This is a genomic window from Enterococcus sp. CR-Ec1, from assembly GCF_002850555.1.
GTDB classification, from domain to species: Bacteria; Bacillota; Bacilli; order Lactobacillales; family Enterococcaceae; genus Enterococcus_D; species Enterococcus_D entomosocium.
In genome coordinates, this window is the sequence record NZ_CP025223.1 from 1804680 (window position 1) to 1818452 (window position 13773).

Below are 13773 nucleotides of genomic sequence, written 5' to 3' on the forward strand. Positions count from 1 at the left end.
GGTAAAAAAAACCTAAATTAGGAGGAACTACCATTGTTTGATAAAATCGATCAATTAGGAGTGAACACCCTTCGTACATTAAGTATCGAAGCCGTACAAAAAGCCAATTCAGGACATCCAGGATTACCGATGGGGGCAGCACCCATGGCCTATGCCTTGTGGACCAAACACTTGAAAGTCAATCCAACGACTTCTCGCAACTGGGTGGATCGTGACCGTTTTGTTTTGTCTGCTGGACACGGTTCGGCGTTATTGTACAGCTTGTTGCATGTGTCTGGTTACGATGTGACCATTGAGGATCTAAAAAACTTCCGTCAATGGGATAGCCGCACGCCAGGACATCCAGAAGTCGATCACACAGACGGCGTGGAAGCAACCACTGGACCTTTAGGACAAGGGATCGCCATGGCAGTCGGTATGGCAATGGCCGAAGCCCACTTGGCTGCAACCTACAATCGCGACAAGTATCAAGTCATCGATCACTATACCTATGCCTTATGTGGCGATGGGGATTTGATGGAAGGTGTTTCGCAAGAAGCTGCATCCATGGCGGGTCACATGAAATTAGATAAACTGATCGTCTTGTACGATTCAAATGACATTTCCCTAGATGGTCCGACTTCAAAAGCCTTTACAGAAAATGTCGGTGCGCGTTTTGAAGCGTATGGCTGGCAACACATTCTCGTTGAAGACGGCAATGATTTAGAAGCAATCTCAAAAGCGATCGACGAAGCAAAAGCTGAAAGCGACAAACCAACCTTGATCGAAATCAAGACTGTGATCGGATACGGTGCGCCAAATCAAGGCACCTCTGCCGTTCATGGTGCGCCGATCGGTGCCGAAGGCATTTCTGCAGCTAAAGCGATTTATGGTTGGGAATACCCAGAATTTACCGTACCTGAAGAAGTTGCCGCGCGCTTCAAAGAAACCATGATCGATGAAGGGCAAAAAGCTGAAGCCGCTTGGAACGAAACCTTCCGTGCCTATGAAGCAGCCTACCCAGAACTTGCTGCGCAATTCAAACAAGCCTTTGCGGGTGAATTGCCAGCAGATTGGGATGCAACATTACCAAGCTACGAAGTTGGCAGCTCACAAGCTAGTCGGGTTTCTAGCAAAGAGATGATCCAAGCCTTATCCAAAGCCGTCCCTAGTCTCTGGGGTGGATCGGCTGACCTTTCTGGCTCCAACAACACGATGGTGGCAGCAGAAAAAGACTTTGAACCTGGCCAATACGAAGGCCGCAACATTTGGTTTGGTGTCCGAGAATTTGCGATGGCGGCAGCCATGAACGGCATCCAATTGCATGGCGGTACCCGAATCTATGGCGGGACCTTCTTCGTCTTCGTTGATTACTTGCGTCCAGCGGTGCGCTTGTCTGCGATCCAGCATGCACCTGTGATCTATGTCTTGACACATGACTCCGTGGCGGTTGGGGAAGATGGACCGACCCACGAGCCAATCGAGCAATTAGCTAGCGTCCGTTGCATGCCAAATGTCCAAGTGATTCGTCCAGCAGACGGCAACGAAACCCGTGCTGCTTGGAAACTGGCTATGACAACAACGGATAAACCAACGGTCTTAGTCTTAAGCCGACAAAATCTACCAGTGATCGAAGGCACGCAAACCGGTGCGGATGAAAATGTCGCAAAAGGTGGTTACGTGATTTCAAAACAAGCTGGTGAAACACCAGCGGGTATTTTGATCGCCACAGGTTCTGAAGTGAATCTTGCGGTCCAAGCACAAGCTAAATTGGCAGAAGAAGGCATCGATGTATCGGTGGTCTCCTTACCAAGCTTTGATTTGTTTGAAGCACAAAGCTCAGAATACAAAGAAAGCGTCTTGCCAAAAGCAGTGAAGAAACGGGTAGCGATTGAAGCGGCTTCCCCATTTGGTTGGGAACGTTACACCGGTTGCCATGGAAAAGTGATCGCGATCGATCACTTCGGTGCATCAGCACCTGGCGACAAAGTATTAGCAGAATTCGGCTTTAGTGTTGAAAATGTTGTGAATACTTTTAAATCAATCGATTAATTGATCGACAATCAATCAAAGCTAGCACGTTCGAGAATCTTTTCGATTTTCGAGCGTGTTTTTTTCGAGTACTGCTCACTCTGAAAGTGCCAGAGTGACTTATTTAAGGTAGTAGTGGCTAAGATTTCTGAAAAATGGTTTCACCACAAGATATAGACTTTTTTAAATAGTAAGAGAGAAGCAATACAACCCCATTCTAATAGTTTTTTTAAAAACTTCTCAGTGATTAACAAACTGAGAGGGATGTCCAGGAAGTTTTTTAAAAGTCTTTTGTCGGGTCGGAAGTGAACATTGTTTGCACTGCTAGGCATTTTTCCGTATAATAGCTGTATTGATTTATTTGAAAAAACGTACAGTTACTGGAGGAAAAAGATGGGAAGTTATCAAACAAGAAGTGAAAGACATCATCAACCAAAGAAGACGATGAAAAGACCTAGTAAAAAGGCGGTGGTCTCTTTGATGGGTGCAGGAATGATGTTAGCGCCAATGACGGTCACTTTCGTTCCTCAACAGGTACAAGCTGCTGAGAATCAATATGCGACGCAGGACATCTCAGGGTTCATCGAACAAATTGGCTGGTCAGCACAAGATGTTGCTGCCAACAATGATCTATATGCTTCTGTGATGATCGCTCAAGCGATTTTGGAAAGCGGCTATGGTTCTTCCGCATTATCCAATGCCCCCTATTACAATTTATTTGGGGTCAAAGGCAGTTACAACGGACAAAGTGTGTATATGCCTACCCAAGAGTATTTGAATGGTCAGTGGGTAGAGATGAATGAACCGTTTCGTCAATATAACTCTTATTGGGAATCGTTTCAGGATCATGCGAACGTCTTGCGAAGTACAAGTTTCGCGACAGGGACTGCTCATTACAGTGGTGTCTGGAAAAGCCAAACAACCTCATTTTATGATGCAACGAATTACTTGACGGGACGTTATGCTACCGATCCAGGTTACGCACAAAAACTGAACTGGTTGATCGAAACCTATCAGCTTACACGGTTCGATACAGGAACGACACAAAATACAGCCTGGACAAACACAACTAGCACAACGACCAGCGAAACAACGACGACCACGTATTCAGGTAGTACATCTTCAGCACAGAGCTATCAAGTTGCTTCTGGGGATACGCTTTGGGATATCGCCAACCGATTTGGCACAACCGTTGATGCGTTGATGGCATCGAATGGATTATCCAGTGAGATCATCGTTATCGGACAAGAGTTGATCGTATAAGTAAGTTAAAAACCTTAAGATGGATTGCTACAATTGCAGCCAATCTTAAGGTTTTTTTGACGTGGCAATCAAACTCTGGTCAGTGGAAATAGAACAAAGTATAAAACTATATGAAAAAAAATTTGAAATTGCTTACTTTTTATTCGCAACTCCGAGGTATTTTAGGTAGAATGGAAGAATAAGAACGGGAGGGATTTTCAATGACAAAAATCTATCAATCGGTCAATGAATTAGTTGGTCATACGCCAATCGTCAAATTAAATCATATCGTAGAAGAAGGTTCTGCTGATGTGTATGTGAAATTAGAGTTTTTCAATCCTGGGGGTAGCGTAAAGGATAGAATTGCTTTAGCCATGATTGAAAAAGCCGAAAAAAGCGGCTTATTGAAAGCCGGCGATACGATTATCGAGCCAACCTCAGGAAATACGGGGATCGGTTTAGCCATGATCGGTACGGCAAAAGGCTATCGGGTTGTGTTGGTTATGCCAGAAACGATGAGTATCGAAAGACGGAAAATCGTACAAGCTTATGGTGCAGAGTTGATTTTGACGCCTGGGTCTGAAGGGATCACAGGATCCATTAACAAAGCAAAAGAATTAGCGGAGCAAGACGGCTACTATATGCCATTACAATTTGAAAATCCAGCTAACCCAGAAATTCATGAAAAAACGACAGGAAAAGAAATTGAGGATGCATTTGAATCAAAAGGTTTAGATGCTTTTGTCGCTGGAATCGGCACTGGTGGAACGATCACTGGAGCGGGCAAAGAACTGAAGCGCGTCTATCCTAATTTGAAAATAGTTGGTGTTGAGCCTGCTGAATCTGCGATTTTAGAAGGTGGTAAGCCAGGACCGCATAAGATTCAAGGGATCGGTACTGGATTTGTCCCTAAAGTATTAGATACCGAAATTTATGATCAAGTCATTGCAATTGCCAGTGACGATGCGATGAAAACTGCACGGCAAGTTGGGATGAAAGAAGGGATTTTAGTTGGAATCTCTTCAGGGGCTGCGATCCAAGCTGCTTTACAGGTAGCAAAAGAACTAGGCAAAGGCAAAAAAGTTTTAGCAATCGTGCCTGACAATGGCGAACGTTATTTGTCCACAGCACTGTATCAGTTTGAAGACTAACAATCGAGAGAAAGCAGGCATTGAAATGTCTGCTTTTCTTTCTCGAAAAAAGGGGACGGAAGCGGGCTGAAAAAAGCGTTTTGCCTTTGAAAAAATAAGGAAAGCTGTTTGAATTTTTAGGTTTTACATAGTATGATAGGTGAGATAAGAGAAATGGAGGAACTCCTGTGAGTACGATCTACGATGAAGCGATCAAACGATTAAAACATGAAAATATTCGTATTACACCGCAGCGAGTAGCGATATTAGAGTTTTTAGCCAGTCACGATGCCCATCCGACCGCTGAAGAGATTTATCGAGCGATTGAAGTTCATTTTCCTGGTATTAGTGTCGCAACGGTATACAATAACTTACGTTTGTTCACAGAAATTGGCTTTGTAAAAGAAATGAATTATGGAGATGCCTCCAGTCGTTTTGATTTTACAACGGAGCCTCATTATCATGCTATCTGCCAAAAGTGTGGAAAGATCGCTGATTTTTACTATCCAGGATTGGAAGATGTCGAAATGGCGGCTTCGAAATTAACTGGGTATCAAATAAATAACCATCGACTAGAAGTTTATGGTCTATGTCCCGAATGCCAAGTGAAAGAGGAGGAAACAAAATGAAGATAATTTCTACAGATCAAGCACCACAAGCAATCGGTCCTTATGTTCAAGCAAAAATCGCAAACGGCTTTTTGTTTGCTTCTGGTCAAGTGCCATTAGATCCTGTTTCGGGGGAAGTTGTCGGTACGACGATTGAAGTACAGACTCAGCAAGTATTGAAAAATATCAACGCGATTCTTGAAGCGGCGGAACTTACGCCAGATGACATCGTTAAGACGACATGTTTTTTAAAAAATATGAATGATTTCGTTCCTTTCAATAATACCTATAGCACATTGTTCAATGAAGAGTTACCTGCACGTTCTGCTGTAGAAGTTGCCCGCTTGCCAAAAGATGTTTTGGTTGAAGTTGAGATCATCGCAGCAGTCAAAGAAAAAGCGTAACCAAGAATGAATCGTGGGACGTCCGCCTTTGCGTCGTCCCCTTTTTATTGGATCGATCTTGGACCAAAGGATCATAGAGTTTCAGGTGAATCAAGGAGAAGAGGATACAGTATGGTTTCGTTAAAGGACTATTTAGCAAAAGGGCAAACAACGATATCAAATTTGCTTTTAGAAAATTACCATCATCTTGGATTGACAAATGACGAATTTTTGTTATGGCTGCAGTTGTATCGCAGTCATGAGCAAGGAAATGATTTCCCCGATTTACGTGAGATTGCCTCTGTGATGGGGAGTGATCAAAAAGAAATTTACCATTGGTTAAATCAATTACTTAAAAAAGATGTATTGCGAATGGAATCAAAAAAAGATGCTGCCGGAAAAATGGTTGATTATTATGATTTCACAGGAATCTATGACCGTTTAGAATTTCTCTTGACACAGCAATCGAAAAATGAGGCAGTAGAATCAAATGAAGAAAAAATCCGTGGGTTATATCGCTTGTTTGAAGGCGAGTTTGGTCGGCCATTGTCAGCAATCGAATACCAGCGGATCGGGCAGTGGTTGGATGAGGACCATTACGATCCGGAACTGATTCAGTTTGCTTTGCGAGAAGCGGTTTTGAATCAGGCTTATAGCTTAAATTACATCGATCGTATCTTACTTTCTTGGGAACGTAAGAATATCACGTCGAAAGCGCAAGTTGAGGAAGAACAAAAAAGAAGAAAAAAACAATTTCTTCAAAATGAGAGTATTTCACAGGAAGAAGGGCCAATGCCTAAAATCCCTATGCATAATTGGTTAGAAGGAGAGTAATAGACAAGGAGTTCAAATAGTCCTATGATCAGCAAAGAAAAAACTATGATCGCCATCGAAACAATGTACGAGATGTTTCCCGAAGCGCATGGTGAATTAGTATCCAAAAATGCGTTTGAATTATTGATCGCAGTCATTTTAAGTGCGCAAGCAACAGATGTCTCGGTAAATAAAGTCACCCCGGCACTTTTTGAGGCTTATCCTACACCGCAAGCTTTGAGCGAAGCACCTTTAGAAGATGTGATTGCAAAAATCAAGTCGATCGGTCTGTATCGAAACAAGGCAAAAAATATCAAAGCTTGTGCTTCGGAACTATTGCTACGTTTTGGTGGTGAAGTGCCGAAAACAAGAGAAGATTTGGTTTCTTTGCCAGGTGTCGGCAGAAAAACTGCGAATGTGGTACTTGGTGATGCCTATGGGATACCGGCAATCGCTGTCGATACCCACGTCGAACGGGTGTCAAAAAGATTGCGCATTTGTAAATTAGATGCCAATGTACTAGAAGTTGAACAAACGTTGATGAAAAAGATTCCCGAACCATTATGGGTCAAAACCCACCATACGATGATTTTCTTTGGCCGTTATCATTGCACAGCACGGGCGCCAAAGTGTGAGATTTGCCCGTTGTTGGCGATGTGCCAAGAAGGAAAGCTTCGCATGAAGGGGAAGAAAACCATTTAATGGTGAACATAGACCAAAAGTAACTAGGATCAAGACGCTAAGCGAAATCGCTTAGCGTTTTTTTGCATAAATTGATAAAAGAACAGGTGATTAACGTAATACCCTTTATTGAAGCCCTTTCAAGTAACTGGAAAAACATAAGCTTACTGAATTTTTTTTTTACACCACTCAAAATCAGGTGTTTTTTCACAAAGAGATCGTGTGGGGGGGATGCTCGATGCGAAATGAACCTTCCAATACGCCTTTTTTTGAAACTATTTGTAAGCTTAGTATGATGGGCTTCTTTCGCAAAATTTTTACCCTTTCTTTTTATAAAAATGCTTATTTTTGGTCAATAAAACGTAAAATTAATAAGAAAATTCACCCATTGGTGAAAAATAATATTTCAAATCTGTGAAAATCATCAGTATAGTGAACTTTGTCAAAAGTTATAAGTCTTTCTCTGCTATTTTACGAATGACAGAAAAAGCGTTGCACATCTCAAATGATTCTGAAACGATCTCAAAATCATTTTTGTTAACGGGTCTTAGGCAAACGCTGTTTTGAAAAGATCACTTATAAGACGTGGCAAGTATAGAGGAGGAGGGAGAATGAAAGGAGAAAAGGTATGGAAATTAGTTCGTATGGTTCTGTTTTGCACTCTTTTTTATGGGATAACTATTTCTACGGCAGCGGTGAATGCTCAGGAAGTGCAGTCGGTTGAAACAGAAAGCTCTGTGCTCTTTACCGGTGTTTATGAGCCTATTGGGCAACCCGAACCAGGACCGCCAGCAGGCCCTACAGAGAATATATCGCCACCAAACAAGGTAGCAAAACCAGGTGGTATTTTACCAAAGACCAACGAGACAAGAACTTACGGCGTAATCTTTCTTGGATTACTGCTTGTACTGGTTGTATTGTATGTGCAATATACCAAACATCGATCAAAATTTGTGATGGTTAAAAAGAAAAGACAAATAATTTGAAAGCAGGGATGAATTTGAAATTCGTACGATTTGCATCGGCAGCTGTTTTAGCTGCAACTTTATTTACTATTAGCGCGGAAGCCTTCGCTACTGAGAGTGTAACAAACCATGATACAGAAGGGAAAGTTCTCTTTGTACCAAACGATAGCGAAGCGACAGTAGTTCAACCACCAAATCCTGGTCCTAATGGTCCAGATGTAGAGATCAATCCAGTCGGCCCGGAAGGACAAACGGGACCATTGACCATTTCTTACGCACCTACGCTTAATTTCGGTGAGCAAGTGATTTCTAATACAGATCAAGAATATAAGCTAGTGGCTGAATTACACAAGCTAAAAGACGCGGAAGATAGTGAAGAAAGAGTTCCTTATGTTTCATTTGCCCAAGTCCAAGATACGCGTGGGACAAATGCTGGTTGGGATTTAAAAGTTTCCTTAAGTGCTTTTGAATCAGGAACACAGAATAATGAACTGACTGGAGCAAGAATTCGTTTTAATTCGCCAAAATTGGAATATAACGGAAGCAACCAAGAAAATGAGCCACAAATTCATGCGGATGGATTGATTTTAGATGCTACAAATAGTGAACGTTCGGTTCTGACCGCTGCTCAAACAAAAGGTGCTGGCGTATCGTCAGTCGTTTGGGGCGATCAGGAAGAAATCAATCGACAAGTAGAAGCAGGTGCAGAGGTTGTTGAAAATGCTGGAATTGAGTTACTTGTTCCTGGATCAACAGCAAAAGACGCTGCTCTTTATGAAGCAACTCTTACTTGGACTTTGGCTGCAACAGCTGGACCGGACGGAGAAACGGTTCAGTAACTTGGTTTTGTACTGAATAAAAAAAGAAAGAAGGAACTAGAAATGAAAAAGATTCGTTTAGCTACGGTCGCTGTATTATCCACCACTTTACTAGCAGGAGGCGTTCAAGCCTTTGCCCAATCTTCATTAGAAACGACTACCGATAACGTTGTAGGGTTTACCTCAGACGGAAGCGATCTAACAGTGGTACAACCGCCAGTCGTGCACCCAGAAGTAGAAACAATCGAACCAACACCGCCAGGACAAACGGGCCCATTTACCATTGCTTATGCACCACAAACATTCGATTTTGGTCAGAATGCTATTTCTACCAGTGATCGTTGGTATTCAATCGTTGCTGACGAACGTAATTTGGCTGATCAATCAGGGACGACACCGTACGTATCGTTTGCCCAAGTGCAAGATACCCGAGGAACGCATGCTGGTTGGACATTAAATGTTAGTCTAACTGATTTTACTTCTGAATCAGGAGATGTCTTGACTGGGGCAAAAATCAAGTTGGCAAACCCTGAAATCGTGTTCAACAAAGGCGAGGGTGATCGAGACTTACAGCCAAGTGCCGTTATCAATAATGAAGAACAAAATGCGTTGATCCTAGATGTCAACGATCAAGACATTCCTGTCATGCGTGCTTCGGTCGGTCAAGGCGCGGGCGCTTCATCGATTTACTGGGGAGATCAGGAAAAATTGACGGAACAAAATCTTAATAAACAAGAAGGCGAAATGATCAGAAATGATGATATTCAACTATTTGTACCAGGCTCTACCACGCAGCTAGCAACTAACTATACTGCTGAAATGACATGGACGCTAACTGCTTCTGTTGATAGTGGCGGCGAAACAGTAAATCCGTAAGAAGGATCATAGCTTGCAACAAGAAACAACTGGCAGGAATAGTAAATTATTCCTGCCTTTTTTGGAAGGAGAACCACTTTTGACTGAACAACGTATGAGAATGAAATGGATAAAAACGGTTACCTGTGCGGTCATCCTACTATCATTCTTTTTTTCACCAAGAATGAGCTATGCTCAGACAGAATCAGAATTAAACTTTTATGTGACGCCTATCTTACCGGAAAGTCAGCTGGAAGGAGGGGCGTTGGGGTATTTCGATTTAAATCTTGGGGCAGGAGAACGTGATGAATTGGCTTTAGAGATCGAAAATGGTTCTGATCAAGCGATCGAAATAGAAATTTCTGCCCATACGGCATTTACGAATGTGAATGGTGTTGTGGAATATGGCAGGGATGCAGAATCCCCTGATCCGACTTTACCTGCATCAATTGATGAACTGGTAGAGGTGCCTGAAACCGTATTGTTAGATCCATTAGAAAAACGAATCATTTCTTTACCGATTACGATGCCAGAAGAGGAATTCAAAGGGGTTTTGGCAGGTGGCATTCGAATCAAAGAGGTTATTTCGGAAGAGGAGCAAACACAATCTGCTGAAGAAGGATTAGGCATTCGGAACGCATTTTCCTATGTCATTGGTGTGGTAGTAAGCAACAATCGGTCCGCAACGGATCCGGGATTGGAACTGCTTGATGTTTTTGCCGATCAAGTAAACTACCGAAACGTATTTAGTGCTGTTATCCAAAATTATACAGCAACATTTGTCAATCAATTGGAAGTAACAGCTGAAATTCGTTCTGTTGATGGTGAGACGATCTTATATGAAACAAGTCAATCATCTATGCAAATGGCTCCTAATTCACATATGCATTTCCCAATTCCCTTGGATGGCGATCGTTTTCGTAATGGGGAGTATGTATTGAATCTTACTGCGCGGTCAGGAGAGGAAGAGTGGTCTTGGGAACAGATATTTAGCGTAGAGGCAGAAGATGCTCGCCGCTTAAATGAACTCGATGTCACTGTAGATACGTCACTCAATTGGTGGATGATCGCCACGGCTGGTCTAATCAGCTTGCTTCTAATTATTGCGATCATCCTAATTGTTCATAAGAAAAAAAATGCAAAGGAAGGTGGGAAAAGTTGAAATGAAGAATACCCCGCACAAGGTAATAATTGCGATCATTATTGGATTACTAAGTGTGCAAACTTTTTTTCCAAGTCTGAGCAGTATCCTATTGCCGGAAATCCACGCCATCGATCACACGATTGAACCGTTGGACGAAACGCAGAATATGTCCTTGCTTGATAAAGCAACACAACCGATCCAAACAAAAGAATTTGACATCCATCAACCTTTTTTTCAGTTTCCAGTTAGTGTGATTGAAGGTGTCGTGGATCAACCGATCGACGTTTTCGTCGTATCAAGCCAACCTTTAAATGAGATTACGCTAGTTGTAGCGAAAGAAGCAGCGATCGTGGAAGAAGAATTTGCTGCAGAAGTGAAGAATAAGAAGCTGTCTGAAGAAGAACGGGAATGGACGCTTACCTTTGATGAAGAGCTAATGGAGTTCGAGATTCCTATCGTCTTTAATAAAATAGGCGATTATCGACTTTTTATAGGTGAAGCGGAACTAACGATCGAAGTACAGGCAGAAGATGACGGGGAAGAGGACTCGGATGATGATGCAGATAATGAAACGATCGAGACAGAGGTCTCACCATCAGATACGCCTCAGGAAGGGAAACGAACCACGCAACCTTCTAATGACGCGAACCTAAATGAGAATCAGCAAGACACAGAAGCTGACCAAGCAGAAGCAATTGCCCAATTGACAGAACCTGTCACACCGTTAGACGAAATCAGTCACCGGGATGTTTCCAACTGGCAAGAGTTTATGGCGGCAATCGTGAATAGAGAAGTAAATTATATCAATATCGTAAATGACTTTGAATCATCAAACAATCCTACTCAAGGAGTTTCCGGAGTGGCTGCGGGAAGTGCAACTTCCAACCCGTCGAATGGGGTAGCCTATATTTGGACCAATGCTTCTGGAATTTCGCGAACGCTTGTGATCGAAGGCAATGGGTATCAAATCGACTTTAGAGCTGTTGCTGTCGGATTTTATGATAGTACCGTCAATAGTGCAACGCCGTGGGATATCACGTACCAAAATATCGATATCGTTCATGGCAACTATTATGGCTTCATGAATTTTACGAATATGAGTATTCCGCAACAAAATCTATCCAGAATGCGTTACCACAATTTAACCAACGCGGGCAATCAGTTGATCCACTCGTTAGCGACACCTGTTATTATGTCTGGCGAAGTAATATCGCATCAAACTCCGACATATACTTCCAGATCTGGACGTGTGCAAACGATCAATGCAACCAACCAAGCGAATATGGAAGTAACACAATTAGAAATTCTTGATAACGCAACAGTTGACATGTCGACAATAAATTCCGGCAATATCTATTTATATTATGCAACGGGGCGTATGACTATTGGCAATGATGCAAAGATGTCCCTGCGTGCTGCTGGAACAGCCGGTGAGGCTTTTGGAGCAAATATTTATATTGCGAATGGACGGATCAATATCGGTAATCGATCAGAGCTTCATTTGACTGCCCGAGCCAACTCCCCCGCAATCAGTATGTATGCTAGCGGCGCCCACTTTGAAATGTCTGAGGATAGCAAAGTGGTAATCAAAGCTGATGGACGTACCACAAGCCTCAATGGATGGGGCTATAACATTATCTACATGGGTGCTGGAAGCACGATGCTTATTGGAAATAAAAGCAGTGTCGAAATTGATGCAGTGAATCAAGGGACCACCACCTCCGGAGTGATCCATGTAGCCGGTGCCGCCACATTTATTGTTGCTAAAGAAGGAGTCTTGGATATTAAGTCGGACGGAACCAATCCCTCTCATTCCTTGATGACATTTTTGAGCTCGGCCTCAACCTTCACTTTTGCGGATGCACAACGCATCAATTTAGAGAAAACAAGGGCGGTTACCGGAAATGCAGCAAATAGTAGCCTTATTTCGATTTCCGGCAGCGGCGGGCTATTAGATGTGGATATTCAAGCTGCGAAGCAATGGCGGCATGGAAACTTGACGGAGGAACCAGACTTCAGTTGGAGTCCAATCTTCAATTTAAAAGTGAATTTTGCCTCTACCTTGTCATCGATTTCGAATGTTTCTTCCATCTCACAAGAGATCGTTGATCATTTTCGCGCGAATTTTACCACAAGAGCACAACGTATCCTATTTGAATATATTCCAGATGTCGAGGTTCATTTAGAACCATTAACGGAAGACCCGGCACTGGAAGGCTCAAGAATCATTAAGGGAAAAGCCACACCTTATAGTGTGATTCGTTTTGACGGAGATCCAGCGATTCCCGCACCGCAACTGCAATCACCCTCTTTTGATGATAACAGCTTGTTTCATCTTCAAGCAGATGCAAATGGTGATTTCAGCTTGACCTTAGCCGAGGGGGATCGGTTTACAAAACATAATACGGTGACGGCTTACGCTTTCTTAAATGGAAAATTCGATACAGCTGAAACAGTTGTTCAAGAGATTGCCACAATGAATCCACGAGATCCGATCGCGCCAGATATTGAAGTGAATCCAGAAAATAAACCGGATATACCAGAACATTTAGGGTTTATCAGTATCGATTTCATCTCCCAGTATAGCTTTGGAGATGTATCGATAAGTGCAGATACCAAACAGTACAAGGCATTGCCACAACGTCTTAGCAGTGCAGATGGCTCAGTAACTGAGGAACGGCCAAATTACGTGCAGATTTCTGACCGTCGCGCTCAATTTACCGGCTGGGAACTAAACGCGACATTATCTGCTGCAGGATTTCGTAATGATCGAGGAGAAGAACTTCGGGGTGCACGAATTATTTTAGAAAATGCAGTTATGCTGACGAATGCCGCCAATTCAGCAATTCCTCCCACTTATAGTGAATCAATGATCCTTGATCCTGGGGTACCCGCTTTGATCGCTGAAGCGGATGCAAATGAAGGAAGCGGTACCTGGATTCAGCGCTACGGGGATATGGGGACGATGGGGGATAGTGTCAAACTTGAAGTACCCATTGGATCAAATCCGCGTAATATGACCTATCAAGCAACGATTGAATGGGAGTTAAGTTTTGTCCCATCTACCGAATGATCGATGCTCAATCTTATCAAATGGAAGCTGTTGACGCCTATGACAGCTTCC

The 13773-nt window shown here is 42.8% G+C and carries 13 protein-coding genes; all 13 read left to right on the forward strand.

Features of this window, described 5'->3' with window-relative positions; all coding sequences use genetic code 11:
* The first annotated feature begins 33 nt into the window (after positions 1-33).
* The 13 genes from tkt (at position 34) to CXM95_RS08730 (ending at position 13722) form a co-directional block, all read left to right on the forward strand.
* A complete protein-coding gene (tkt, locus tag CXM95_RS08670) occupies positions 34-2031 on the forward strand; it encodes a transketolase (protein ID WP_086338184.1) in 1998 nt (665 codons plus the stop codon).
* 372 nt (positions 2032-2403) lie between these two features.
* Complete coding sequence (locus tag CXM95_RS08675) at positions 2404-3273, forward strand: glucosaminidase domain-containing protein (protein ID WP_016611726.1); 870 nt, start codon at positions 2404-2406, stop codon at positions 3271-3273.
* Positions 3274-3473: 200 nt separating this feature from the next.
* Entirely contained in the window at positions 3474-4403 is a 930-nt protein-coding gene (gene cysK, locus CXM95_RS08680; protein ID WP_005236064.1) for a cysteine synthase A, read from the forward strand.
* Positions 4404-4570: 167 nt separating this feature from the next.
* Positions 4571-5011, forward strand: coding sequence for a Fur family transcriptional regulator (locus CXM95_RS08685; RefSeq protein ID WP_005226158.1), 441 nt, complete (start codon positions 4571-4573; stop codon positions 5009-5011).
* Positions 5008-5394 (forward strand): RidA family protein, encoded by a 387-nt coding sequence (locus CXM95_RS08690; protein WP_005236057.1) that lies wholly within the window; start codon positions 5008-5010, stop codon positions 5392-5394. Before CXM95_RS08685 ends, CXM95_RS08690 begins: the two co-directional genes overlap by 4 nt.
* Before the next feature lie 111 nt (positions 5395-5505).
* Positions 5506-6207, forward strand: a complete 702-nt coding sequence (locus tag CXM95_RS08695; RefSeq protein ID WP_016611727.1) for a DnaD domain protein — start codon at positions 5506-5508, stop codon at positions 6205-6207.
* Positions 6208-6231: 24 nt separating this feature from the next.
* Positions 6232-6888 carry an endonuclease III gene (gene nth / locus CXM95_RS08700; RefSeq protein WP_005236053.1) on the forward strand — a complete coding sequence of 219 codons (657 nt, stop codon included), beginning with the start codon at positions 6232-6234 and terminating at the stop codon, positions 6886-6888.
* A gap of 217 nt (positions 6889-7105) precedes the next feature.
* Positions 7106-7285 (forward strand): hypothetical protein, encoded by a 180-nt coding sequence (locus tag CXM95_RS18970; protein WP_061054153.1) that lies wholly within the window; start codon positions 7106-7108, stop codon positions 7283-7285.
* 193 nt (positions 7286-7478) lie between these two features.
* Positions 7479-7853, forward strand: coding sequence for an LPXTG cell wall anchor domain-containing protein (locus CXM95_RS08710; protein ID WP_086299457.1), 375 nt, complete (start codon positions 7479-7481; stop codon positions 7851-7853).
* A gap of 14 nt (positions 7854-7867) precedes the next feature.
* Positions 7868-8671 (forward strand): WxL domain-containing protein, encoded by an 804-nt coding sequence (locus CXM95_RS08715; protein ID WP_086299650.1) that lies wholly within the window; start codon positions 7868-7870, stop codon positions 8669-8671.
* Positions 8672-8713: 42 nt separating this feature from the next.
* The gene (locus CXM95_RS08720) at positions 8714-9526 is read left to right on the forward strand and encodes a WxL domain-containing protein (RefSeq protein ID WP_008379817.1); all 813 of its coding nucleotides are present in this window, start codon (positions 8714-8716) and stop codon (positions 9524-9526) included.
* 13 nt (positions 9527-9539) lie between these two features.
* Positions 9540-10667 carry a DUF916 and DUF3324 domain-containing protein gene (locus CXM95_RS08725; RefSeq protein ID WP_005236047.1) on the forward strand — a complete coding sequence of 376 codons (1128 nt, stop codon included), beginning with the start codon at positions 9540-9542 and terminating at the stop codon, positions 10665-10667.
* Position 10668: 1 nt separating this feature from the next.
* A complete protein-coding gene (locus CXM95_RS08730; RefSeq protein ID WP_233499117.1) occupies positions 10669-13722 on the forward strand; it encodes a WxL domain-containing protein in 3054 nt (1017 codons plus the stop codon).
* Positions 13723-13773: the final 51 nt, after the last annotated feature.

Coding starts and splice junctions, on each gene's coding strand:
- CXM95_RS08720 (WP_008379817.1), top strand. CDS start 8,714: ATGAAAAAGATTCGTTTAGCTACGGTCGCTGTATTATCCACCACTTTA.
- CXM95_RS08730 (WP_233499117.1), top strand. CDS start 10,669: ATGAAGAATACCCCGCACAAGGTAATAATTGCGATCATTATTGGATTA.
- nth (WP_005236053.1), top strand. CDS start 6,232: ATGATCAGCAAAGAAAAAACTATGATCGCCATCGAAACAATGTACGAG.
- cysK (WP_005236064.1), top strand. CDS start 3,474: ATGACAAAAATCTATCAATCGGTCAATGAATTAGTTGGTCATACGCCA.
- CXM95_RS08695 (WP_016611727.1), top strand. CDS start 5,506: ATGGTTTCGTTAAAGGACTATTTAGCAAAAGGGCAAACAACGATATCA.
- CXM95_RS08675 (WP_016611726.1), top strand. CDS start 2,404: ATGGGAAGTTATCAAACAAGAAGTGAAAGACATCATCAACCAAAGAAG.
- CXM95_RS08710 (WP_086299457.1), top strand. CDS start 7,479: ATGAAAGGAGAAAAGGTATGGAAATTAGTTCGTATGGTTCTGTTTTGC.
- CXM95_RS18970 (WP_061054153.1), top strand. CDS start 7,106: ATGCGAAATGAACCTTCCAATACGCCTTTTTTTGAAACTATTTGTAAG.
- CXM95_RS08690 (WP_005236057.1), top strand. CDS start 5,008: ATGAAGATAATTTCTACAGATCAAGCACCACAAGCAATCGGTCCTTAT.